The organism is Acinetobacter sp. ABJ_C1_1 (genome assembly GCF_044684115.1).
In the GTDB taxonomy this organism is placed as follows: domain Bacteria; phylum Pseudomonadota; class Gammaproteobacteria; order Pseudomonadales; family Moraxellaceae; genus Acinetobacter; species Acinetobacter nosocomialis_A.
Genome location: NZ_JBITPU010000015.1, coordinates 80026 through 103541 on the forward strand (window position 1 = coordinate 80026; position 23516 = coordinate 103541).

The window sequence follows — 23516 nt, forward strand, 5'->3', positions numbered from 1 at the left end:
CTTTAAATTGCCTTTAATAAATTAACCATTTCAATTGCAGTTAAAGCAGCTTCGCTACCTTTGTTTCCTGCTTTTGTACCTGAGCGTTCGATTGCTTGCTCGATGCTGTCAGTAGTTAATACACCATTGATAACAGGCAAGCTGCTTTCTAACGCAACTACACCTAAACCTTTTGCACATTCACCAGCAACAAAGTCAAAGTGAGGCGTGCTGCCACGAATCACTGCACCAAGGGCAATGATGGCATCAAACTGGTTTGATGTAGCTAATTTTTTAGCAACGATCGGGAGTTCCCATGCGCCAGGAGCGTGAATAACAGTAATGTTATCTTCATTTACGCCGTGACGTTTTAATGTGTCGATCGCGCCTTCCAATAAGTGTTCAACAACAAAGCTGTTGAAACGACCCACTAAAATCGCATAACGACCTTCGCTTGCGAGATGTAATAAACCTTCAATACGGCGAATTGCCATAGCAACCTCGATTATTTCGTTGTGATTTGATCAGCAGTGACATATTCCACTACTTCTAAATTAAAGCCAGATAAAGCATTGAAACGTAATGGTGAGCTAAGAAGCTTCATTTTTTCAACACCTAAATCACGCAAAATTTGAGCACCTACACCAATCGTTTGATATTGATGTGAAAGTGCTGCATTGGATTTCACCGGTTTTGGCTTGTTTAAATCATCCAACGCTGGTCCCAAGTCTTGCAAATGATCTTGTCCGATCCAGACTAAAACACCGCGATCACTCGCTGCAATCGTCTGTAGTGCGCGGTCAAGATTCCAAGCAGGTTCGCCGTCAGCCTTATTCAGCTTAAGCAAATCACGAATTGGGCTGAAACCATGTACACGTACCGTTGTAACACCTTCTTTAGGCTCGCCTTTAACCAAAGCCAAATGAATGTCCGGGTTACCAATCTCACGATAGCGATAGAGCTCAAATGAACCGTATTCTGTTTGAATCGTTTTTTGATCCAAACGTTCTACAGTCTGCTCATTCGTCATGCGGTAGTGAATTAAGTCGGCAATTGTACCAATTTTTAGGCCATGCTTCTCAGCAAAAATTTCTAAATCTGCACGACGTGCCATTGTGCCATCTTCATTGATGATTTCACAAATGACAGAAGCTGGTTCAAGACCTGCTAAACGTGCCAAATCACAACCCGCTTCGGTATGACCTGCGCGGTGTAATACACCACCTGGTTGTGCCATGAGTGGGAAAATATGACCCGGTTGTACGATATCGCTTGGTTTAGCATGCGCTGCAACAGCAGCTTGAATGGTATGTGCACGCTCTGCTGCCGAAATACCCGTGGTAATACCTTCGGCTGCTTCAATAGATAACGTAAAGTTAGTGCTATGCTGAGCGCCGTTCTGGTCAACCATGAGTGGAAGATTTAACTGCTTACAGCGTTCACGGCTTAACGTCAGGCACACTAGACCACGTGCATGGGTAATCATGAAGTTAATATCTTCAGGACGAACATGCGTTGCTGCGATGACAAGATCACCTTCATTTTCGCGATCTTCGTCATCCATCAAGATAACCATTTTGCCTGCACGAATATCGGCGACAAGATCTTCAACACGACTCAGCGGCATTCGCTTTCACCTTTTTTTGTCGTAAGACAATTTCTATTGAATAAATTTCGCATAGTTTACGCTGTTTATAGAATTTTGCCTATGATTCTGATTTATCCAAATTTACCACCCAACATAATAGATCTGGATTTATTTATCTGAATAAATCATAAGAAAATAAAATTATTTAAACTAAATACCATGAATTTAAATAAAAAAAACCTAGCCAAAAGGCTAGGTTTAAATGCGCACAATGACTTTTTAAGAAGCTGCACTACTTGGACTATCATTTTGTGGGATTGATTTTTTACCCATCAAAATTTCAGTTCTAATATTTTGTGCAAGCTCTGCACATTCAGCGTTCATGCCATTAATCATAAATGCATGACGAGTCATGATATTACTTGGGTTTGGCATTGCAACAAGCTGATAGCTGTCTTGAATAGCTTTAAGCTGATCATTTTCAAGATAAAGCGCAGACTCTTTTGCATGTAGATGTTGTGCTAAACGCTGGGCAGCTTCTTTCGCATCAATTTGCATTGCTTCTACGGCATGACATACGGCACTTCGGGTTTGCAGCGCAAAACGTTTATCTTCACGGTAACGTTTATATAAAACGTCTGACAGTAATTGGAAAACTGTACCTACCATAAGTAAGCATTCTACAGCGTGCGGATGTGAAGTTGAGATTGCGAGTGTTGCGCCTTCTGCATGAAACTCATCTACCACCTCAATATCAGTCGCCTTTAAATGATAATGCTTTGTGCATAGCTCGATACTTTTATTTAAGAAGAGCTGACAAAGTTTAAAATAAGGAACAGAAACAGACTGGTTAACGCTACTTAATAACTGTTTAGGGTCATAAAACTGAATATTAAGTGCCAAGGTATCTTGGTCTGTAGCTTCTGTGCTTTTTTCTGGTTGTGGGCGAACCAGTGGTTTCGCTTTAGCTTGCTGCTGAGCTTGTGCCACCAAGGTTACTGTATTTTGTTTTTCAAGCGCGAGAGCTTGAGTTAACTCTTGAATTTCATGTTTTAAACGATTTTCTTCGTTAATACGGGCTAAGTATTCGCTACGGGTTGGACGAGCGATGGCACGGTAAGCAAGCCATAATAAAACATGTAAAAACAGTGAAGCTAAAATCGCAAGCCATTGGGTACGAAGAATTTCCCCAATACTTGGTTGAATAAGCGTAATTTCAATAGAACCGACTTTCTTCTCGTTTTGAAGAGCATCACGAACAAAAATTTCACCTTCGCGAGTTTTTGACATGCCGCTTGTTGCCAAGACTTGTTTATTGGCATCAAGAATACGGATAGATGCCACACTTGGATTGGTCGCATAGCGATTGGCAATAAGCGCCAAAGATACCGTATTGGCAGGCTCAAGCTCAGATAAGCTGTCTGCTACGAGTTGACTGGTCATGAGCTGACCTTGACTCGCACGGTTTTCATTGAGCTGGTGTGTCGTTGCAATCACCAATAAAAAGGTATGCAATGCAAAACTAATGATCAGTAGGCTAGCAAATAGCCCTTGTCTAGGCGCAATCAAGTTAAACTTCCAAGGCAATTATATTGAAATTCGATTATGATTCTTACAATAGTTGTCACTCAGACTAGAGTCAATTCATGCGAGAAATCATTCTTATATCCTTTTTAGGACCGGACCAACCAAACCAGTTTACCCGATTAATGCAAGTACTATCCGTACATTCATTGCAAATACTGGATGTAGGTCAGGCCGTTATTCATAATCAACTGACATTGGGCATCGTGGTCGCTTCAGATAATGAAACTGCGACAGCGTTGGCAATGAAAGAGATTTTGATTTTAGCACATGATATTGGCTTAACAGTGCGCTTTAAACCAATCTCGGGCGCAGAATACGATCAATGGGTAAGCGAAGGTGGACGAACCCGTTATATCGTCACGGCTTTGGCGCCAGAACTGACTGCTGCACATTTACAAGCAGTTACACAAATTGTGTCTACACAAGGCTTTAACATCGAAACGATAACGCGTTTATCTGGCCGTGTAGACCTTGAAAAAGATAGTACATTGCCTCGTCGTGCTTGCGTACAGTTTGGTTTAAGCAGTGGTCCAACTCTAGATGCACAAGCAATGCGTGCTGCTTGTTTACTTCTTTCAAGCGAATTAAATATTGATGTCGCTGTTCAAGAAGACAACGCATATCGACGTAACCGCCGTTTAGTGTGCTTCGATATGGACTCAACCTTAATTGAGCAAGAAGTGATTGATGAATTGGCGATTGAAGCAGGGGTAGGCGCACAAGTTGCTGAAATTACTGAAAGAGCAATGCAAGGTGAACTTGATTTCCAGCAAAGCTTCCGTGCCCGTGTTGCATTATTAAAAGGGCTTGATGCTGCTGTTTTACCTAAAATTGCTGAGCGTTTAACCATTACCGAAGGTGCAGAACGCCTCATTTCAACGTTAAAAGCACTTGGATATAAAACTGCAATTTTATCAGGCGGTTTCCAATATTTTGCTGAATATTTACAAGGCAAACTAGGCATTGATGAAGTTCATGCCAACGTTCTAGACGTACAAGATGGCGTTGTGACAGGTGAAGTAAAAGGTGTAATTGTTGATGGCGCACGTAAAGCTGAACTATTACGTGAGCTTGCCAACAAACTCGATATTTCATTAGAGCAGGCAATGGCTGTCGGTGATGGCGCAAATGATTTACCCATGCTTGCGATTGCAGGACTTGGCGTAGCGTATCGTGCTAAACCGCTTGTTCGCCAAAATGCGAATCAAGCGATTTCAAGCGTTGGTTTAGATGGTGTGCTGTATTTACTCGGTATGCATGACAAAGATTTAAACCGTGCTTAAATAATACTGAACAATCATTAAGCGCTGCTCAAGAGTAGCGCTTTTTTTATGCAGAATAGTCATAAAAACAAGCAAGTTATGACAGAATTGTGCACAGAAAAAAGGCAATAAAAAAAACTGAAAAAAACTTATTTTCAGGCAAAAAAACAGCATAGTTTTTTGTAATGACACGCCAGAATTGATGCCATATAGGCCGTAGAACTTTTTCAAATTTACAAAAATGTAATGACAAAAGAATGTTGCGACAAAGTATGTCGCATCGACAAATAACAGGTCTTTTTTTCTAAAAAAAAACATCCATAATGCTTTCTAAGCTTCAACACAAATCATGAATTAAAGTTGTTTTTGGAATGAGGTCTGGTGTTCAGACCGAATGTTTTTAGACGTTTTCATTAAGACGGAGGTTTCTATGGTAACAGCGAATTTTGCCGCTATCGCCGGATTCAGCTTAATTGCTGTCGCGCTTGTTGCTGTTTTCTTTTCTCCTTACCGTCGTTGGCTTGGTTTTATGCTTGCAGGGATGTTTTTTTGGGGGCTATTGGAAGTGGTCCGTTTTGGAGTTCAAGTCACTTTTGAAATGCCAGTCACATATAGTTATTTAACTGCACTAAGTCTAGCGATGGTAATGGTCACATTTGTTTTATTACGTGAGGATAAACAGGCACAGAAGGCTTTGGCAAATCGCCAATATATAGAACATACGCCAGTATATGAAGATGATCAGCAGCAATGTTCTAGCCGATAATTAAATTGTTATCTAACGGTAAAAAGGTATGCACAGCATGCCTTTTTTATTTACGAAAACATGATTTTTATTATACAAAGCATTTATTAAAAAATAGCCAGTTATGCTACGATAGGCTGGTCTGTTGACGTTTCATATATAGATTGCGTTGCCAATTAGAATATCATCAGTCGATGCACAAAACAGGCAATGGGGAGCCCTTGCTGAGTTTTGCCCCAAGGTTTTCATAAAAATACAATAGGCGTGAATGTTCATGAAACTTTCTTCTATACCTGTAGTCAAGTTACCACTTGTTGATGTCAGTACAGACCCGTTAGATTTATTGGTAGCAGGTTTGGCACTGCGTATGAAACAGTTGGCACGTACAAGTCCTAAGTTTATTGAGCTAGTGCATGACCGCGCATTCCGCATTCAAATTGGTACTGATTTAGGTGTTGCTCGCCAAATTATTATTAACAATGGTCACATCGATACAGTCGCTGGCTCACCTGAAAAAGCTGACTTTATTTTGCAATTTGCAGATAGCGAACAAGGTGTAAAAACTTTACTTAAAGGTGACCCAACTGCATTTATGACGGGTATGCAAGACGGTAGCATTAAAATGGAAGGCGATTTCAGCTTGCTCGTTTGGTTTAACCAAGCAGCTAAACTCATTCCACCAAGACTACCAAAACCAGTAAAAGATAAAGTACGCCAAGCACGTGCTTTTATTAAAGAAAAAACTGGTCGCTAAGATCTAATAAAAAACTCCCGATTGGGAGTTTTTTTATATTTAAGCTTCAACTTCTAAATTGAAAGTGACTGGCCCATCATTAATGAGATGTACTTTCATGTCAGCAGCAAAAATACCTGTTTGAACATTTTCAAATTGTGAACGGGTATATTCAACTAACTGTTCATAGAGTGCTTTTGCATCGCTAGGTGGCATAGCTGGCCCAAAGTCTGGACGTAAACCTTTTTGGGTTTGAGCCATGAGCGTGAACTGAGAAACAAGCAGGATTCCGCCATTTGCCTGAGATACGTTCCAGCCCATCTTGCCTTGCTCATCATCAAAAATACGATATTTTAAAATCTTATCGATAAGCTTCTGGCCTATGGCTAAAGTATCGTCTCGGCCAATTCCTAAAAAAACCAATAAGCCATTCTGGATTTCACCGGTCGTTTCACCGTCTACAACCACTTTAGCTTCAAGAACTCGTTGTATTAAAGCGCGCATTGTTAGAGAGAGTTTCTGCAATTATTTGAATTGATGCAGTTTAGCAGAAATTAATTTAAATGATTTTTAAAAGGAAATTTCATGGAGTTGCAACAATGGTATAAAAGCTCATAATTCATCTATAAAAATATGCTTTAATGCTAAGAAGCAAGCGAATAATCATTGACTATGTCTCCAATTATCCATTCTTTACTTGATACAGACTTGTACAAATTTACAATGCTACAAGTGGTTTTGCATAAATTCCCGCAAACACATAGCGTTTACCATTTTCGTTGCAGAAATTTAGAAGATACTGTTTATCCATTAGTGGATATTTTGGATGATTTAAACGAGCAGCTCGACCATTTATGTAATCTCAAATATAAAGAAGACGAACTACAATATTTAAGAAAACTACGATTTATTAAAAGCGACTTTGTCGATTATCTAGAATTATTCCAGCTTAAACGACGTTTTATTCAGGCCAGTATTGATGCCGAAGGCCGACTAGATATTCGTATTGAAGGGCCAATGGTTCAGGCCATGATGTTCGAGATTTTTGTCTTAGCTATTGTAAACGAATTATATTTTAGCCGGATTAAAACAGATCAAGTTTGGGCTGAAGGTGAACGCCGTTTAAAAGTCAAGCTTGAATTGATTCAGCAATATGAAAAATCGCAACAGCCGAATGACCCTCCATTTTTAGTTTCTGATTTTGGTACACGCCGCCGCTACAGCTTCGAATGGCAAAAACATGTAGTGGCTGCATTTCATAAAACTGTTCCAAATGTGTTCCGTGGAACGAGTAATGTTTTGCTTGCTAAAGAATTAAATATCACGCCAATTGGAACCATGGCGCATGAATTTCTACAAGCGTTTCAGGCCCTTGATGTGCGCTTACGTGACTTTCAAAAAGCTGCTTTAGAAACATGGGTTCAAGAATATCGTGGAGACTTGGGAATCGCTTTGACCGACGTTGTTGGTATGGACGCTTTCCTCAGAGATTTTGACCTGTATTTCGCAAAACTGTTTGATGGCTTACGTCATGACAGTGGTGACCCATATGAGTGGGGCGATAAAGCCTACGCGCACTACCGTAAATTAAAAATTGATACCAAAACTAAAATGTTGACCTTTAGTGATGGTCTCAATTTGCCAAAAGCATGGGAATTGCACCAATACTTCAAAGACCGTTTTCAGGTGAGTTTTGGTATTGGAACCAATTTGACCAACGATATGGGGCAAACACCGCTCAATATTGTGTTGAAACTGGTTGAGTGTAATGGTCAGTCGGTTGCCAAAATTTCGGATAGCCCAGGAAAAACTATGACCGACAATGATACGTTCTTGGCTTATTTACGTCAGGTTTTCCAAATTGAAGAGTTTGAAGAAGCTGTTTAATTAAAATGTAGTTTTACAGCTTGGCAGGCACTTAACGCTTAAGAATGTGTATATCTGATTTTTTGCTAAACGGTAGCAGAAAATCAGAGTTTGATAGATATAAGCTTATGCTAAGATAAAATTAAGCTGGTATAAAAAGTAACCATGACGATGACACTCCCTGATTTTAAACTCAATTTATTAATAGAAGCAGAAGAGTTAGTGCCTTATTTAGGCAATGAATATATCCGTATTGTAGATTTGAGCCGCGCCTCGGTTTATGAACAACTCCATATTCCACATGCCATTCACTTACAACCTAAATGGTTGGTGGCTCAGCATGAAGAAGCCACTGGTATTTTGCCAGATGAAGCAGGTTTACAAGCGCTCATTGAAAAATTGAATATTTCGCCAAATCACCATGTGGTGGTCTATGACGATGAAGGTGGTGCATGGGCGGGGCGTTTAATTTGGAATTTGCATTGCTTAGGGTTTACCCGCACCAGTTTAATTAATGGCGGCATTCATGCATGGTTAGGTGCAGGTTTACCCACCACAGCTGAGGTTGAAGAACTACCTAGAGTTGATAACTTAATTCAGATTGATTTATCACATGCTGCTCAGTTCCGGGTGAACTATGAAGAACTACGCAAACAGGTTGAACAAGAAAGCATTCAATTGTGGGATTGTAGAACGATTGATGAGTACAGTGGTGTCCGTTTAGCAGCACGACGCGGTGGTCACATTCCAAATGCACTCCATTTTGAATGGAGTACTGCACTTAATCGTCAAAATCATCTAAAATTGCATCCGCTTGAACGCACGCGGCAGCGTCTTGAACAACTTGGGTTCGATTTAAAACAACCTGTAGTCGTATACTGCCAGTCACATCACCGTTCTGGTTTGGCCTATATTTTGGCTAGACTTTTGGGTTGGGAAGCAAAAGCCTATGATGGTGCGTGGAGTGAATGGGGCAATCGCCTCGATAGTCCTATCATTACTGGAGAATCGCCGTCTTGAGTTTTACATCTCGCTTAAAAAAAGAATTATTTATTAAGGCACAAAATCTTGTTCCTCAGCATCAGTTAAGCCGTGTGGTGGGTAAAGTTGCTGCAAGTGAAAATCCAGTGTTAAAAGCTGCGGTTATTCATGCATTTAAAACCAAATACGGCATTGATTTATCAATTGCTGAACAAGGCAATGCACTCAAATATAAATCTTTTAATGATTTCTTTACTCGTGCATTGAAAGATGGCGTACGTCTAGTTGATGAAAATGCAGACAGTATTGTTTCACCAGCAGATGGTGCAATTTCTCAAATTGGTAAAATCACTGCTGGCGAAGTTTTTCAGGCAAAAGGCCAAAGCTTCTCTGTAGAAAAATTAATTGGTGACCCACAACTTGCTCAACCTTTCCAAGAAGGCGAGTTTGCAACGGTTTATTTGTCTCCACGCGATTATCACCGTGTTCATATGCCATTTTCAGGTACATTAACTGAAACTTTATATGTACCAGGTGAGTTATTTTCAGTAAACCAGGTCACTGCTGAAAATGTACCGGGTTTATTTGCCCGTAATGAGCGTATGGTTTGCTTGTTTGATACTGAACTTGGTCGTATGGCTGTTGTTTTAGTGGGCGCTATGATTGTTGCAGGTATTGAAACTGTAGCAACAGGTAAAGTAAAACCGTCGGGTCGTATCGAATTACAGCATCATCAGTTGAAGTTAGAGAAAGGTGCTGAGCTTGGCCGTTTTTATTTAGGTTCTACCGCAATTATTTTATTTGAAAAAGATAAAATCGAGTGGGAAAAACGTTTTAAAGCCGAGTCTGTTGTTGTCATGGGCGAACGTATGGGCCATACGATCTAACCCAGAAATAAGATTTAAAAAGAGAGCATTTGCTCTCTTTTTTATTTACATTCCTATAATTAACTATATTTTTAAATATAATGTTTACCAGTAAATTAATTTTTAACTCATTATAAAGATTCACTAAGAGAATAAAATGTCCCCAGCTCCTATCATTAGTTTATATTTTGCTTCGGCTTTGACTTTCATGGCCGCGTTACTTCATTTTATTTGTGTGTTTTGGGGAGCAAATGGTTTTCGGTTTTTAGGAGCTGGGAAAAGTATTGTTCAGATGGTCGAAAGGGGGCATTGGTATCCGAATTTTACAGCTATAGCTGTGGGGATTATTCTAACAGTATGTTCTATGTATGCCTTCTTTGCAGCAAAAGGACTACAGTTATTACCTTTTACCGAAATTATTTTGTCACTTGTTGCAGCCGTGTTTCTTATTCGTGGTTTTGCTTTTCCATGGTTAAAATCAAAATTTGTTGGGAATAGTGATTTATTTTGGTATATCAGCTCAGCCTTTTGTTTAATACTGGGTACTTTATATGCCGTAGGCGTATATTCAATCTCAAAGAATATATTTTAGCTTAGGCAGAGTTAATACTTTTAAAAAGCAAAAAAGGAAGTCTGACTCCCTTCTTCATTATTTAGTCCAACCATATTTTTTGAAAATAGCATTGCCTTGTTGAGACGATAGAAAATTCACAAAACGTTTAGCTTCAGTGTTTTTTAAACTATGCTTGGTTAAGGCTACACCTGTATCTCGATAAATAACTAGCTCTGGTTCAATCGGTATAATTTGTCCAATGTCTGGGTTACTGACTCCCCAAATATTAAAGACTAACCAAGCATCATAGCTGCTATTTTCTTCCCAGTTTTTCTTGGCAATTCCTGTGTTGGCTGCATAGGTGGCAATATTTTTTCGAAAAGATTTGGTTAATTGAATATTTCCAGTTCTGCCAGCAATATCTTCCCACATACCGACTTGACCTGCGCCATGCGTAACTAAAACCTTAACGCCGGGTTTAGCGAGGTCTTTAAAACCTTTAATATTCTTAGGGTTTCCCTTTCTCACTAAAATAGCTGCGGGACGTAAATATAAAGGCTCTACCGAGTCTTTTATAATTTGCTCAGAAAAAGCATTTTCAAAATCAGACATCATGGCTTCGGAACCGCTATAGATAACATCGGCATCTTGTTTCGCTTTTTCCGACCATTGAGAAGTAGGTCCAGAAGTCACATGGACTGCTATGCCGGTTTTATTGGTGAATTGTTTGGCGGCTTCTTTGATTGCGGGTGCTGGACCACCAGGACCATACACTTGTACGTCTGCAAAGCTATGGATAGATACAGAACCGAAAATAAGGCAAATTAGGTACGGTATAAATTTATATTGTTTTGACATTTTAATCGCTGTAGTAATTAGGAAAATATCAGCATATATTTTTTATTATTTAAACGGGATTAATTTTTGCAACTGTATTTATATTACATATTTTTAAAATATAGTTTTATTAAATTTCAGTAAATCTGTTTTAATGTGTTTTTAGATTGAATATAAATTATAGATAATTTTATGGTAATTTATATTTTATAAATTGATTATTTAAATAGATGCAATGTAAATAATAGAGGAGTAATCCCTTGATTAGAAAAAGTAATTCCTTTTTTAAAATTTTATTTAGCAGTATTTGTTTGACGTCTGGTTCTGCTATGGCTGCTCCAATTACCGATTTGAGTAAGCAAATAGTGAGTGAAAAACCGGGTTCAATATTGTCTATAGAACAGCAAGATGTAACGAGTTTATTTCCTCATGCCGATCAGCGTTTGTTGATCACTTATCGTAGTCGAGGTGTGAATGACGAGCCTATCGTTGCCTCAGCATTTATTTTATTACCAAAAGGAACGCCTCCAAAAAACGGCTGGCCTATACTGGCTTGGGCACATGGTACGACCGGAGTTGCTGACACCTGTGCACCTTCTGGTGACTATGTAGGTGGTCCTGTTCATTCTTATCAAGAAGTTGCTTCCAAAGCTTTAGATTCTTGGCTCGCACGCGGCTATGCGGTTGTTGCACCTGATTATCAGGGCTTAGGCACATTAGGTGCACATCCCTATATGAATGCCAAGAGTCAACTGCATACGGTTGTCGATGCCGTACGAGCATTACATTTGCTTAAGCCAAAAGATTTTAATAAACAATGGCTAGTGATGGGCCATAGCCAAGGCGGAGCTGCTGCTATTGCCGTGGCGGCTTATGGGCAAAAAGATGCGCCTGAACTGGATTTAAAAGGAGCGATTGCGCTTGCGCCAGGGGGCTATCAATATGAAGGCATTGCAGAATATGTAAAAACTAATCCAAACCCAGAACCTAGTGTGGCAGCTTTCTTCCCGATTGTGTTATTAGGAGCGCAAGCAGCAGAACCAAGCATTGTCCCTGAAAATTTAGTTAGTGCCGAAATGAATACTGTGCTAACGCAAGCACGCAGCCGCTGTTTATCTGAACTTCAATCTGATTTGAAAAAATCTCCTTCTAGCATATTTAAAGCTGATGCAGATTTAAAACCTCTTTTGGCTTATCTAAAACAGCAGTCTATTGAAAATATGCTACCGACTGTACCATTAATGATTGTTCAGGGTTCTAAAGATCATTTGGTTGACCCTAGAGGGACATACGCTTATTACCAACAGCTATGCAAATCAAAAAAACCAACCATTTATCAAACAATTGATGGTGGAGATCATCGCGATGCATTACGCCAGAGCAACACTTTTTCCACCAATTTTTTAAATGTCATAGAGAAAAATCAGACTAAATCTTATTGCTCTAATTTTAAATAAATAGGCTGAAATGTGACAAAAAAGCCGACTATTTAAGAGTCGGCTTTTTATATGTGAGAAGGCAACTTTAGGTCATGTTATAGAGTCTTTCTTTTGGAAAAACTGCGGTAAAGGTTGATCCTTCATTTTCTTTAGATTGCACGTCTAAATAAGCACCGTGCTGCATCAGTACATGTTTTACAATCGCAAGGCCTAAACCCGTTCCACCTGTTTGGCGACTACGGTCACTATCTACGCGATAAAAGCGTTCGGTCAGACGCGGTAAATGTTTCGGGTTAATCCCGATACCGGTATCTTGCACGCTAAAGTAAGCATGTTCACCATCATCATGCCAGCCAATGGTAATGGTTCCACCTTTGGGTGTGTATTTAATAGCATTGGTAATTAAATTACTAAACGCGCTGGCAATTTCCATGTCTGAACCAATCAGGTCACAGTGGCTATCAATATGTAAATTGAGTGTGTGTCCATAATCGGCATTGTAGGCCTGAGCATCATCAAACAGTTGATTCATTAAACTCGGCATTTCAATAATCTGATTTTTTGCAATTTTCTTATTATTTTCTAAATTTGATAACAGCAGTAAATCATTGACCAACGCATTCATACGCTTAGTTTGAGACTGCATCTGATCAAATGCGCGTTTCCAGCGTGGGCTAATATCTTCTTGGTCGGTAAATGTTTCGATATAGCCACTGAGTACAGTTAACGGTGTACGAAGCTCATGTGAAATATTATCGACGAAGTCTTTACGCATTTGCTCAAGGTTGTGCATACGCGTTACGTCGTAAGCTACGAGTAAGCGACTTTCTCCACCGAACCGTGTGAGTTTGACCTGCACATAACGGTCATCATCAAGACTCGAATGGAGTTTTATCCCATCCGGTGCTTGATCAATATTGTTAAAATATTCAATAAAAGTCGGCTGGCGCAAAATGGTTAATAAATTGCGACCACGGTCGAGTGGACTGATTCCCAATAAACGCTCTGCGGCTGGGTTCCACCATTCAATTTGATGTTGATCATCAATGAGTACTACTGCTTCAGCAAGGGCAACCAAAGAGGATTGAGCACGGTCAATCAGCCCCACCATTTCGGCTTGAACAATACGTTCCTGACGCTGAGCACGATACACATTAAATAATAATGCCCCCCAAATACCACTTAGGTTGGGAGGAACATCGTAAGGATTATTGGCAATCCAGTCATTCACCAAATATAAAGAACGCAACTGGAGTGCAAAAAACACCACGAAGGCGATAAAAATACAGCTCCAGAAATACCCAACCCCTAAACCGACTAAACCTGCAATAATCAGGAAAAATAATAAAAGTCGTAAGTCTTGTTTAGCAAACGTCCACAAACTACTGTAACGGGAAAGCTTTTGTTCACGTACCTGTTCAGGAACGGGGTAGGGTTCATACATAAATTTTGGTTAACCTGCGGCTAAATCTGCACGTGTAGAGAAACGATAACCTGTACCACGTACGGTTTGAACAAATCGGTCAACACCAAAAGGTTCTAACACTTTACGCAAACGACGGATATGTACATCGATGGTACGATCTTCAATGTATACATTACCGCCCCATACTTGATCGAGCAACTGGGCACGTGTATATGCACGTTCCGGATGGGTCATAAAAAATGCAAGTAAGCGATATTCAGTTGGTCCCATATCTAAAATGCTGTTACCAAAGCTCACGCGTTGGCTTACAGGATCAAGAATTAAACCATTGGCATCAATTGTTTTTTCACCGCTTAATGCATTTGCGCGGCGTAAAACAGCTTTAATACGAGAAACCAGTTCACGGGTTGAAAATGGCTTAGTCATATAGTCGTCTGCGCCAGCGTCTAGACCTTGTACTTTGTGGTCTTCTTCTCCGCGAGCGGTGAGCATAATGACTGGAATTTCTGCTAGATTTTCATCACGTTTTAAGCGGCGGCATAAATCCACACCACTTACGCCTCCAGGTAACATCCAATCAAGCAAGATAAGTGCTGGACGTTGGTCGACGATAATTTGATGAGCCTGTTTGGCATCTTCAGCCTGTAAACATTGAAAGCCTGCCATATCCAAAGAAGTATGGATCATTTCACGAATAGGAAGCTCATCATCGACAATTAAAATATAGTCATCTTTCACAGCGTAATACCTTGTAGATTTTAACGGTGAACCGTTTTGTAGTTATGACAGGCTTATTACAAAGATTAATTATGACAATTTCATTGCAGAAAAGTCTATAAAATCGAATTTAGCAATAATTTGTGACAAAAATACGGCAAGCACATGACCGAATGATGACAGGGTGGCATAAATTTTCTTAAAGCCATTCAAGGTGTTACCAATTTGCTTTCAGCTACGTTTTTGGACTTAAAGTAGTGTCAAAAAACTTTAATATTATTTTGAAACTTGTGCCAATAAAGACAAGAAAACAATACGGCAGGCTGTCAAAACTTGCTCGAGAGACTGCTCAAAGCCACCCATCACCCATCGAATCGCAATTTGTGTGACGTATCCGTTTAGTCCTGTTGCAATTAAAGAGAGCTCATTTTCCTTATGCTGTATTTGCGGCATGGTCAGCATAACGAACGCTTGGATCATACGGTCAAACTGAGCAAGGGTTTCTTGAATGGTGGCTTGATTATGTAATTCCTGAACCAGAACTGCATCAACGTAGACGATACGAGCTAAACGAGGATCTTCTTTTAAAGTCGTCAGCAGTGCTCTTAAGCCTGCATCGACCATTTTTTCTGGATCTGGCGCAGCTTTAATCACAGCTTGCATTAAGTTTTGCTGTAACTCTTCAATCATTTTTAAAAAGATGGTTTGGAATAAATCCTCACTCTTTTTAAAAGATTCATAAAAATAGCGTTCGGTGAGTTTTGCTTCTTGGCAGACATCCTTTACCGTCACTGAAAAAAAGCCAAGGGTTCCATAAGTCGCAATACCCGCTTCAATGAGTTTTTCACGGCGTGCTTCTTTACGCTCGGAAAGAGATAACCCTTTGAACTGACGTTCTTTACTCACAGTTTTTGTTTTCTTTTTACTGGTTGAGTCGTTTGTCGCCATAAATAAATGGTTTCCTGATTTATCGGTTTTTCGGCAAATATGAGGCCTATGATAAAGCGGTCAGCAGAATTGTGCCAATCTATCTGAAATTACAGTGTACTATATTGACAATGAATATTGTCAAAATTATATTAAAAGAGTCTAAAGTGCACATGCAATGAACCGATTGTGCAAATCGAAAAACAAAGGATGGACAATGAAAAATTTTAAAAACAAAGTCGCTGCAATCACGGGCGCAGGTTCTGGCATTGGGCAACAATTAGCAATTCTCTTGGCGAAACAAGGCTGCCATCTTTCGTTAAGTGACATTAATGAAAAGGGTTTAGAGAAAACTGTTGAGCTATTAAAACCCTACAGTAATATTACTGTAACAACCAAAAAGTTAGACGTTTCTGACCGCGAAGCAGTAAAGCAGTGGGCACAGGAAACCGTGCAAGATCATGGCTCTGTTAATCTCATTTTTAACAATGCTGGGGTTGCTTTAGGTTCAACTGTAGAAGGCGCAACCTACGAAGATTTAGAGTGGATTGTTGGAATTAACTTTTGGGGCGTGGTTTACGGGACCAAAGAATTTTTACCGTTTATTAAGCAAACTCAAGATGGTCACATTATCAATATTTCCAGCTTATTTGGTTTAACAGCTCAGCCAACCCAGTCTGGCTATAACGCGACTAAATTTGCGGTACGTGGTTTTACCGAATCGTTACGCCAAGAGCTAGATATTGAAAAATGTGGTGTAAGCTCGTTATGCGTACACCCAGGCGGTATTCGTACCAATATTGCGAAAGCTGCAAAAATGAGTGACAGCTTAAGCAGCTTAGGTATGGACCCGACTAAATCAATTCAAAACTTTGACAAGTTACTGCGTACCCCACCAGAAGAGGCGGCTCGTCAAATCTTAGACGCAGTTTTGAAAAATAAACGCCGGTTATTGATTGGTAGTGACGCAAAAATTCTGGATGCATTCCAACGTTTGTTCCCGACAGGATACCAACGTGCTTCAACCATTGTGACGAAATGGATGAAATAAGATTTAAATTAAAAAAAGCCATCAATTGATGGCTTTTTTTATAAGGTTCAAGCTTTTTAAATCAGGACTTTGATCTTCTTTTTCTTCCAAATAAACTGGTAATACAAGCCTTGAACAATACAGAGGCTGACAAATGCCAAGGCATAGGCAAACCAGATTCCTTTAAGTCCCCATATTGAGCTAAACCAGTAAGCACATGGAATTTCAATAAACAAAATAGCCGAGATATTAAGTAACATTGGGGCTGTCACGGTTCCGCTGGCACGCATAATTGATGCAAAAATAGCGCCTGCACCAAAGAATAAAATTGCCCAAAGTACAATAAATAAAAGCTGCTGCCCTAATACCACCACGGTTGGGTCGGTAATAAATAAAGCCATCAAATATTTTGAAAAGAGATAGCCCAGTGCAATTAGGGCACCTGTAAATAAAAAGTTCATACCTAAAGCCGTGCGTGTAACACGTGCAAGTAGGTCTGATTTACCTGCACCAATGGCTTGTGCTGCAAAAATTGAAGCCGCAATTGAGATTGATAAAGCAGGGAACTGAATATAGTTGAGTACTTGGTTTACGGCACCATACGCAGCTGTCGCATGCGCTCCAAAGCGGTTAACTAAACCTACAATCACGAGTCCCGCCATAGAAGTCGTAATCATTTGAATACCTGTTGGCACACCTAAACGTAAAATGATTTTGCTCAATTCTGGGTTGTGACGGATATGTTGCAAAAGCTGGCGGTTCGGTCGAAGCGGATGCTTTTTCTTGTTTAGGTAAATCGCAAGAAAAATTAGGATAGCAATATAACTAATAATTGATGCTATAGCGGGTGCAATAATGCCGAGAGCAGGAAAGCCAAAATAACCTTTAAGCAAAATTGGGGTAATAATTACGCCAATTACACTGGTTAATGCCAATGCCAGTAAAGGTGTAGTACTGTCACCCACACCACGTAAAATTGAGGTATAGATAATATAGACAAATAGAAGCGGACTACCCGCTAACATCCATTGTACATAAGGCAAAGAGAGATGCATGACCTTTGGGTCGGTGCCTAAAAGCTCTAAAATATTGTGGGCAAAAAATACACCAATAATCGCGGTAATGATTCCGCCAATAATGGTCATAAACAGGGTAGAACCCACTACACTTTGTACTTTTTCAAAATTCTGTGCGCCCCATGCTTGCCCTACTAACACTGTGGTGCCTGTTGAAATTCCGATAATAAAAGCAAGGAGCAAGAATAAAATAGGGAAATATACAGAAACTGCGGCAATTGCATCGACTCCCATCATTTGTCCAACAAAGATGGTGTTAATGGTGCCAGACAGATTTTGCAAAATATTGGTTGCAATAAGCGGCAATAAGAAAACAAAAAATGTTTTCCATAGATTTTGCTGATGAATTAATGACTGTCTTGGTGGCATGTGTTCTCCATCGCCCATCTCTTTGATGAGCGGGGCGGATATTCAACTTAGCATATTTAGATAAGATTTCTTGTAGTGTTTTGCTAGGCTAAGTTTCTAAATTTATTAACATTCATTCAAGATTTCTCCTGCTTTTTGCAATGTTTCATCATTTTTAGCAAAGCAGAAACGAATGAGGCGTAAAGACTCTGGTGCTTGCTGGTAGAAAACCGAAACAGGAATAGCCACAATTTTATGTTGCTCGGCAAGAAACTGGCACATTTCAACATCTTTTAAGTCGGGTCTAATTTGACTGTAATCCAAGTTTTGGAAATAAGTACCTTGAGATGGCTTAAGTAAAAAACGGCTATTGCGAATTGCCTGATTAAATCGATCTCGCTTAGTTTGATAAAACTGCGAAAGTTCCTGAATATGTTCTGGATGTTGCTGCATATATTGCGCTAGCGCAATCTGACAAGGGGTCGTGCCACAGAAATTCGCATATTGATAAATCTGGCGGAATAAACGCATTAATTCAGGTGAAGCAACGCAGTAACCCGTTTTCCAGCCTGTGACATGGAAGGTTTTACCAAAAGAACCAATCACAAAACTACGTTCTCTGAGCTCTGGAAAATGCAATGCACTAAAGTGTTGCTGACCATCAAAAACCAAATGTTCATAGACCTCATCGGATAAAACCACAATATTTTTATCTTGAATTAGTTCAATGAGTTCTAACCAGTCTTGTTTTTCCCAGATGGTACCTGTTGGATTATGGGGAGTATTCACCACAATCATACGGGTTTTGTCATTAATCAAATCTTTAACTTGTTGCCAGTTCACCTTAAAGTCAGGTGCTTGCAGGGCAATGCGAACAGCTTTACCACCTGCTAACTGAACAGAAGGCCCATAGCTGTCATAACTCGGGTCAAAAATAATGACTTCATCACCTGTGTTGATACAGGCTTGTATGGCACAGAAAATTGCTATGGTTGCGCCAGGTGTAATCGTGATCTGGGTTACAGGGTCAAGTTGAAGTTGGTCACGCTGCTGAAATTGTAAAGCAAGCTGTTCACGTAATGCGAGAATGCCGTCACCAGGAGGATATTGATTATGCCCAGCCAAAGTTGCCTGTGAGAGGGCTTCGAGCAAAGCAGGAGGGGCTGGAAAGTCTGGGAAACCTTGTGAAAGGTTAAGTGCACCCAAGCGCTGTGCCATTGCCGTCATCGTACTAAAAATAGTCACCCCTTGTGCGGGCAATTTTGACTGAAGCTGTAGCATGTTGTTCTCTTAAAGAAATTATTAAGGTTATAAAATCGATTCAATCGCTGCGCGGATTACACCTAGAGTTAAACCGATAAATGCACCAACTACAACGCCATTTACTCGAATCATGTGTAAGTCGCCACCGACTTCATTTTCAATTTTTCCAATCATTTCACGTGAGTCCCATTCATGAATGCGCTCACTCACATAGCGTATGATTTTATGGCTATATTGATCCGTAAAGTTCATGGCAAGTCCTGTCATTTCTGTGTTGAGAACTTCGCGTACTTTTACATTTTGGACAAGATTTTCACCCAATTGCTGAATGGCAGCTCTCAGGTTCATTGCAATGCCAGAGTCTTCTTTCATTAGATCTGCTTTAATGGCATCACATAAAATGGTGACAGCACCACTAATGAAATTTAAAACTTGTGGACTATCTAGCAGTGCATCCTTACCGCTATTGAGACGTTGACTGGCAACACTGTCAGGATTTGCTAATTCGAGCATAAGTGAATGAGCAACTGTTTCAATTTCCTGTCGCCATGGGTGTTCGTGGTCGGCCAGCATCGACTCTACTTTTTCAACCAGTGAATCGATGGTGCGTTGTTGAACATCAATACCAATCCAGCTTGCACCTTTTGCAAGAGACCAGACACCTAGTGCTTTAAACATTTTTCGGGTTAACTCACGGGTTTTATCCGGGTTTTGTACGACCCACTCATGCGCAATATCGAGACCACGTTGCAATACATCTTGGTGGAAATCATTTTCCAAGACCGCGCGTAGCATTTCACTGGCGAGTTTATTGACTTGAGTGTTACGCACCCATTGCACACTGTTGTTTTGCACAAAATTAGCAATTTGCTCTTGGCTAACAAATTCAAAAATTTTCGGGACAGTTTGCTGAATGAGCTGCACTACTTGTGTGTTGTTTTGTGGGCTGGCTAGCCATTGCCCAATGGCAAGGCTTAGGTCAGTTTTTTCTAAGCTTCGTTCTACTACTTGAGGTGACAGAAAATTTTCCTGCACAAATCGGCCCATTGACTCTGCAATACGAGCCTTATTGCGTGGAATAATTTCGGTATGATCCCGCAAAAATTTTGGGATAGGAAGCTTGCCAAATGGGTTTCGAAACAGAACGGTAATTGCATACCAGTCTGCGAGTCCACCCACTACGCCAGCTTCCGCGCCTAACATTAAAATATGAATTAAGTTGGTGTACTCTGGCAGAAAGCGATTGGCAATCAATAACCCAATCCACAGCACTACCACAATAATAAGTGCCAGCGTTGCAAAGTATTTGCTGCGCTTCAGATTGGGTGCATGGTGTACTTCTTCTGCCATATTCATACGGTCATCCTATTCATTTTTGTTTTACTGGCGGCTCAGGCGGTGGCAGCAATTCTCCTGTCGGGCTTAAACCATATTTTTGTCCGATAGATTTGAGAATTAACGTTGCATCAAAAGCGTCCTGCGGAGCCTGCTTTTGATCCCGATAACATTCAATAGTATACGACACTTGAACAGGGTCGATATTGACCACTTGTGGGAAATCATAGAACGGATCATGCCAGAAGCCCGGATAACGGCGACCATAACCATACGGATAAAAACTCGGCGCAGATGGGTAAACCACGGCCTGACGAGGTGGTTTTTGGCTTTGATTGCTTGGGTCATTTTGCACTTTAAAAAAGCGGAAGCCTTTTTGTACGGTCGTTTGTGCTGCTTTCACCAAGGTAATTTCTTCAGCTGTTCCATAGCTCATGTTTGAGTCAGCTTGGAAGCTGATTCTGAACGTTTGTGCATTTAACGGATAGGCTGAAAACTGGCCAAGCTGATTGAAGGTTTTGGGTTTGCTCGGTAGGGTTGAACAAGCACTTAAAGTTAAGGCAGTGCCTAAAGCTAAACAAAGAGAGAGATATTTCATGGTGAACTCCCAGCTGAGCATGGAAGAATGGATAACTCAGCATTAAAAAATAAAGCGGTCTTAAAAACTGCTGTTCGGTTCTAATAAAAATTCGGTTTCCTCTGGTGTTGAAACACGTCCGAGGATGGCATTGCGGTGAGGATAACGTCCAAAGCGATCAATAATCACTTTATGTTTTTTCTCAAAGCTTAAATTAATTTCATTGCTGAGGCGTTGAAATAATTTTAAGGCAAATTCATGAATCAGCTTTGATTCACTATGCATAAACGGCATGTATAAAAACGAGCGCTGTTCAGGGTTAAGCTGTGCATCGAGTTGCAAACTAATTGCTTCTTGTGACAAAGCTAAAGCGAGGCTGTCGTAAGCAAAAGATTCGGGTTGATCACGATAAATGTTGCGAGAAAACTGATCTAGCACAATAATCTCTGCAAGACGACCTTCTGCCGTTTTTCGCCAAGACCAAAGTTCTGCTCGAGTTGCCTGACGATGAATGTCTGCAAATTGATCACGAATTTTTGTGTCAAATTCATCACTTTTTGCAAACCAAAGTGAACGGTGTTCAGGTGAAAACCAGAAGTTTAAAATGTCTTGATCGTTCATGATATTGACAACTCTTTAGCAATTATTCTTCAATAAAATCACAATTCTTTCGTGTCTTAAATAACAAGATTGTGATAAAAATTGCCAAACTGAAATGATGTGATCATATCAACATCCATATCATGTCACGATTTTGTATATAGTGATCTTTTATAAGCGAGCAAATGCATGAGTCAACCCACTACACCATCTCAATCAGTTATTCCTGCTTGGGTGGATTCGTCGCTACTACAAGGCATGTTACGTGGAATAGAACGTGAAAGCCTACGTATGCAAAGTAATGGGTTCTTATCACAAGAGTTACATCCAAAAGCATTAGGTTCAGCTTTAACACATCCAAAAATTACAACTGACTATTCAGAAGCGTTAATGGAGTTTATTACTTCACCACAGCCAACGATTGGTGATGCCTTGCATGAGCTCACCGATATTCATGCGGTTGTACACCGTCATTTAGAAAATGGTGAAAAACTCTGGCCGTTGTCTATGCCATGTATGCTAGATGACAATGAGGAGCGTATTCGTCTAGCGCAATACGGTACTTCTAATATTGGCCGTTTCAAGACACTTTATCGTCGTGGATTGGGTATTCGTTATGGTCGCCGTATGCAGACTATTTCGGGCGTACACTATAATTTATCTTTTCCAGATTCGCTTTTTACTGCCTTGCAGGCACATGAAACTGACGAAAAATTAAAAGCACTCAGTCTGCAAGATTATCGTAGTCATCGTTATTTTGGGCTTATCCGTAACTTTATTCGCTTAACGCCACTGGTAATGTTCTTAGTCGGAGCGAGTCCTTCGGTTTGTCGTTGTTTCTTGACTGGACATGAACATCATTTGTTGCCTTTAATCAAAGGGTCATACTATTTACCGTATGCTACAGCCCTGCGTATGGGACGTTTAGGTTACCAAAACTCGGCACAAAAAAGTTTAGGCATTCACTACAACAACCTATCTGGTTATCTGGCTGGTTTACAAAAAGCCGTACATTCTCCTTACCCGCCATTTAGCCGTTTAGGGTTAAATGATGCCTCTGGTGAACCGTTGCAAATTAATGACCATGTTTTACAAATCGAGAATGAGTATTACAGTCTCGTGCGTCCAAAACAGGTGCCGCATGCGGGTGAAACACCATCTCAAGCCTTGCAAAATCGAGGAGTGGGTTATGTTGAACTTCGTGCAGTAGATGTAAATCCATATTCACCAATTGGTGTAAATGAAACAACGGCTGGTTTCCTTGAGGCACTGGCGCTTTATTGCTTACTCAGTGATAGTCCTGAGTTGCTATGTCCTGAGCAAGATTTGATTGAGAAAAACCAGACAGAAGTGGTTAACCGTGGCCGAGCGCCAAACGCAACCATTACTGATTTAAACGGGTCTTACCATATTGAGGACTGGGCACGTCAGCATATTTCGAACATGCAGGCTTGTGCCAAATTACTTGATCAGACCTATGCAACAAATCTGTACAGCTCGGCTTTGACCGTAATGCAAGAACGCATTGATGAAGTAGATGAAACATTATCTGCACATGTGATTGATGACACGTTAAAGCATGGTGGAACCTGGAGCTTTGGCAGTCATATGGCACAGATGCATGCTGAAAGTTATGAAAAGCATGAAATCAGTGCAGAGACTTTACAATATTTTGAACAATTGGCTGCACAATCTTTACAGCAGCAAGAACAACTTGAGCAAGATAGTCAGATCAGCTTTGATCAGTATCTTGAACAATATAGATAAAAACGAGGTTTTAC

23 protein-coding genes are annotated in these 23516 nt (G+C 40.3%); 10 read left to right on the forward strand and 13 right to left on the reverse strand.

What is annotated here, in order from left to right:
• Positions 1-2 precede the first annotated feature (2 nt).
• From ribE to ACG59Z_RS15610, 3 genes are all read right to left on the reverse strand, one after another.
• Positions 3-473: a 6,7-dimethyl-8-ribityllumazine synthase gene (gene ribE, locus ACG59Z_RS15600; protein WP_001007829.1), complete on the reverse strand. Its 471-nt coding sequence runs from the start codon at positions 471-473 to the stop codon at positions 3-5.
• An 11-nt stretch (positions 474-484) separates the two neighbouring features.
• Entirely contained in the window at positions 485-1606 is a 1122-nt protein-coding gene (gene ribBA, locus ACG59Z_RS15605) for a bifunctional 3,4-dihydroxy-2-butanone-4-phosphate synthase/GTP cyclohydrolase II (RefSeq protein ID WP_200027009.1), read from the reverse strand.
• Between the two features lie 240 nt (positions 1607-1846).
• The gene (locus tag ACG59Z_RS15610) at positions 1847-3154 is read right to left on the reverse strand and encodes a hypothetical protein (protein ID WP_263614866.1); all 1308 of its coding nucleotides are present in this window, start codon (positions 3152-3154) and stop codon (positions 1847-1849) included.
• A gap of 59 nt (positions 3155-3213) precedes the next feature.
• On the opposite strand from ACG59Z_RS15610, the gene serB reads away from it, so the two are divergent.
• From serB to ACG59Z_RS15625, 3 genes are all read left to right on the forward strand, one after another.
• On the forward strand, positions 3214-4437 hold the full coding sequence (gene serB, locus ACG59Z_RS15615) for a phosphoserine phosphatase SerB (RefSeq protein ID WP_200027011.1): 1224 nt from the start codon (positions 3214-3216) through the stop codon (positions 4435-4437).
• A gap of 409 nt (positions 4438-4846) precedes the next feature.
• Positions 4847-5182, forward strand: coding sequence for a ciprofloxacin tolerance protein AciT (aciT, locus tag ACG59Z_RS15620; RefSeq protein ID WP_004704819.1), 336 nt, complete (start codon positions 4847-4849; stop codon positions 5180-5182).
• 253 nt (positions 5183-5435) lie between these two features.
• A complete protein-coding gene (locus ACG59Z_RS15625) occupies positions 5436-5915 on the forward strand; it encodes an SCP-2 sterol transfer family protein (RefSeq protein ID WP_263614865.1) in 480 nt (159 codons plus the stop codon).
• Positions 5916-5954: 39 nt separating this feature from the next.
• On the opposite strand, the gene dtd is transcribed toward ACG59Z_RS15625, so the two are convergent.
• The gene (dtd, locus tag ACG59Z_RS15630) at positions 5955-6398 is read right to left on the reverse strand and encodes a D-aminoacyl-tRNA deacylase (RefSeq protein ID WP_400200181.1); all 444 of its coding nucleotides are present in this window, start codon (positions 6396-6398) and stop codon (positions 5955-5957) included.
• 168 nt (positions 6399-6566) lie between these two features.
• Between dtd and pncB the strand changes: the two genes are divergently transcribed.
• From pncB to ACG59Z_RS15650, 4 genes are all read left to right on the forward strand, one after another.
• Entirely contained in the window at positions 6567-7781 is a 1215-nt protein-coding gene (pncB, locus tag ACG59Z_RS15635) for a nicotinate phosphoribosyltransferase (protein ID WP_400200183.1), read from the forward strand.
• Positions 7782-7931: 150 nt separating this feature from the next.
• Entirely contained in the window at positions 7932-8780 is an 849-nt protein-coding gene (locus ACG59Z_RS15640) for a sulfurtransferase (RefSeq protein WP_400200214.1), read from the forward strand.
• Positions 8777-9628: an archaetidylserine decarboxylase gene (asd, locus tag ACG59Z_RS15645; protein WP_343568972.1), complete on the forward strand. Its 852-nt coding sequence runs from the start codon at positions 8777-8779 to the stop codon at positions 9626-9628. The genes ACG59Z_RS15640 and asd overlap by 4 nt, the downstream gene beginning before the upstream one ends.
• A gap of 136 nt (positions 9629-9764) precedes the next feature.
• Positions 9765-10199 carry a hypothetical protein gene (locus ACG59Z_RS15650; RefSeq protein WP_400200186.1) on the forward strand — a complete coding sequence of 145 codons (435 nt, stop codon included), beginning with the start codon at positions 9765-9767 and terminating at the stop codon, positions 10197-10199.
• Between the two features lie 57 nt (positions 10200-10256).
• Here the strand turns inward: ACG59Z_RS15650 and ACG59Z_RS15655 are convergent, their stop codons facing one another.
• Positions 10257-11018: an AcfC family putative adhesin gene (locus ACG59Z_RS15655; protein ID WP_400200188.1), complete on the reverse strand. Its 762-nt coding sequence runs from the start codon at positions 11016-11018 to the stop codon at positions 10257-10259.
• Between the two features lie 239 nt (positions 11019-11257).
• On the opposite strand from ACG59Z_RS15655, the gene ACG59Z_RS15660 reads away from it, so the two are divergent.
• Positions 11258-12454, forward strand: coding sequence for an alpha/beta fold hydrolase (locus tag ACG59Z_RS15660; RefSeq protein ID WP_400200190.1), 1197 nt, complete (start codon positions 11258-11260; stop codon positions 12452-12454).
• Positions 12455-12521: 67 nt separating this feature from the next.
• On the opposite strand, the gene phoR is transcribed toward ACG59Z_RS15660, so the two are convergent.
• The 3 genes from phoR to ACG59Z_RS15675 all read right to left on the reverse strand — a co-directional run bounded on the left by phoR (position 12522) and on the right by ACG59Z_RS15675 (position 15527).
• Entirely contained in the window at positions 12522-13880 is a 1359-nt protein-coding gene (gene phoR / locus ACG59Z_RS15665; RefSeq protein ID WP_263614859.1) for a phosphate regulon sensor histidine kinase PhoR, read from the reverse strand.
• A gap of 9 nt (positions 13881-13889) precedes the next feature.
• Complete coding sequence (phoB, locus tag ACG59Z_RS15670) at positions 13890-14600, reverse strand: phosphate regulon transcriptional regulator PhoB (protein WP_000650776.1); 711 nt, start codon at positions 14598-14600, stop codon at positions 13890-13892.
• Between the two features lie 255 nt (positions 14601-14855).
• The gene (locus tag ACG59Z_RS15675) at positions 14856-15527 is read right to left on the reverse strand and encodes a TetR/AcrR family transcriptional regulator (protein ID WP_198071896.1); all 672 of its coding nucleotides are present in this window, start codon (positions 15525-15527) and stop codon (positions 14856-14858) included.
• A gap of 196 nt (positions 15528-15723) precedes the next feature.
• Here ACG59Z_RS15675 and ACG59Z_RS15680 point away from each other — a divergent pair, with 196 nt between their 5' ends.
• Positions 15724-16557, forward strand: a complete 834-nt coding sequence (locus tag ACG59Z_RS15680) for an SDR family NAD(P)-dependent oxidoreductase (protein WP_272237860.1) — start codon at positions 15724-15726, stop codon at positions 16555-16557.
• 56 nt (positions 16558-16613) lie between these two features.
• Here the strand turns inward: ACG59Z_RS15680 and ACG59Z_RS15685 are convergent, their stop codons facing one another.
• The 5 genes from ACG59Z_RS15685 to ACG59Z_RS15705 form a co-directional block, all read right to left on the reverse strand.
• A complete protein-coding gene (locus ACG59Z_RS15685; RefSeq protein ID WP_368568256.1) occupies positions 16614-17981 on the reverse strand; it encodes an MATE family efflux transporter in 1368 nt (455 codons plus the stop codon).
• A 105-nt stretch (positions 17982-18086) separates the two neighbouring features.
• The gene (locus tag ACG59Z_RS15690; RefSeq protein WP_400200196.1) at positions 18087-19241 is read right to left on the reverse strand and encodes a pyridoxal phosphate-dependent aminotransferase; all 1155 of its coding nucleotides are present in this window, start codon (positions 19239-19241) and stop codon (positions 18087-18089) included.
• A gap of 27 nt (positions 19242-19268) precedes the next feature.
• Complete coding sequence (locus tag ACG59Z_RS15695; RefSeq protein ID WP_400200197.1) at positions 19269-20579, reverse strand: DUF445 domain-containing protein; 1311 nt, start codon at positions 20577-20579, stop codon at positions 19269-19271.
• A gap of 13 nt (positions 20580-20592) precedes the next feature.
• The gene (locus tag ACG59Z_RS15700) at positions 20593-21156 is read right to left on the reverse strand and encodes a CC0125/CC1285 family lipoprotein (protein WP_151761708.1); all 564 of its coding nucleotides are present in this window, start codon (positions 21154-21156) and stop codon (positions 20593-20595) included.
• A gap of 60 nt (positions 21157-21216) precedes the next feature.
• Positions 21217-21756, reverse strand: a complete 540-nt coding sequence (locus ACG59Z_RS15705) for a DUF924 family protein (protein WP_400200199.1) — start codon at positions 21754-21756, stop codon at positions 21217-21219.
• Between the two features lie 168 nt (positions 21757-21924).
• Between ACG59Z_RS15705 and gshA the strand changes: the two genes are divergently transcribed.
• Positions 21925-23502 (forward strand): glutamate--cysteine ligase, encoded by a 1578-nt coding sequence (gene gshA, locus ACG59Z_RS15710; protein WP_000082286.1) that lies wholly within the window; start codon positions 21925-21927, stop codon positions 23500-23502.
• Positions 23503-23516: the final 14 nt, after the last annotated feature.

Coding starts and splice junctions, on each gene's coding strand:
- ACG59Z_RS15690 (WP_400200196.1), bottom strand. CDS start 19,241: ATGCTACAGCTTCAGTCAAAATTGCCCGCACAAGGGGTGACTATTTTT.
- ACG59Z_RS15640 (WP_400200214.1), top strand. CDS start 7,932: ATGACACTCCCTGATTTTAAACTCAATTTATTAATAGAAGCAGAAGAG.
- ACG59Z_RS15625 (WP_263614865.1), top strand. CDS start 5,436: ATGAAACTTTCTTCTATACCTGTAGTCAAGTTACCACTTGTTGATGTC.
- phoR (WP_263614859.1), bottom strand. CDS start 13,880: ATGTATGAACCCTACCCCGTTCCTGAACAGGTACGTGAACAAAAGCTT.
- ACG59Z_RS15675 (WP_198071896.1), bottom strand. CDS start 15,527: ATGGCGACAAACGACTCAACCAGTAAAAAGAAAACAAAAACTGTGAGT.
- ACG59Z_RS15655 (WP_400200188.1), bottom strand. CDS start 11,018: ATGTCAAAACAATATAAATTTATACCGTACCTAATTTGCCTTATTTTC.
- ACG59Z_RS15680 (WP_272237860.1), top strand. CDS start 15,724: ATGAAAAATTTTAAAAACAAAGTCGCTGCAATCACGGGCGCAGGTTCT.
- pncB (WP_400200183.1), top strand. CDS start 6,567: ATGTCTCCAATTATCCATTCTTTACTTGATACAGACTTGTACAAATTT.
- ACG59Z_RS15705 (WP_400200199.1), bottom strand. CDS start 21,756: ATGAACGATCAAGACATTTTAAACTTCTGGTTTTCACCTGAACACCGT.
- ACG59Z_RS15685 (WP_368568256.1), bottom strand. CDS start 17,981: ATGCCACCAAGACAGTCATTAATTCATCAGCAAAATCTATGGAAAACA.
- ACG59Z_RS15695 (WP_400200197.1), bottom strand. CDS start 20,579: ATGAATATGGCAGAAGAAGTACACCATGCACCCAATCTGAAGCGCAGC.
- dtd (WP_400200181.1), bottom strand. CDS start 6,398: ATGCGCGCTTTAATACAACGAGTTCTTGAAGCTAAAGTGGTTGTAGAC.
- ribBA (WP_200027009.1), bottom strand. CDS start 1,606: ATGCCGCTGAGTCGTGTTGAAGATCTTGTCGCCGATATTCGTGCAGGC.
- ribE (WP_001007829.1), bottom strand. CDS start 473: ATGGCAATTCGCCGTATTGAAGGTTTATTACATCTCGCAAGCGAAGGT.
- aciT (WP_004704819.1), top strand. CDS start 4,847: ATGGTAACAGCGAATTTTGCCGCTATCGCCGGATTCAGCTTAATTGCT.
- ACG59Z_RS15650 (WP_400200186.1), top strand. CDS start 9,765: ATGTCCCCAGCTCCTATCATTAGTTTATATTTTGCTTCGGCTTTGACT.
- ACG59Z_RS15700 (WP_151761708.1), bottom strand. CDS start 21,156: ATGAAATATCTCTCTCTTTGTTTAGCTTTAGGCACTGCCTTAACTTTA.
- gshA (WP_000082286.1), top strand. CDS start 21,925: ATGAGTCAACCCACTACACCATCTCAATCAGTTATTCCTGCTTGGGTG.
- serB (WP_200027011.1), top strand. CDS start 3,214: ATGCGAGAAATCATTCTTATATCCTTTTTAGGACCGGACCAACCAAAC.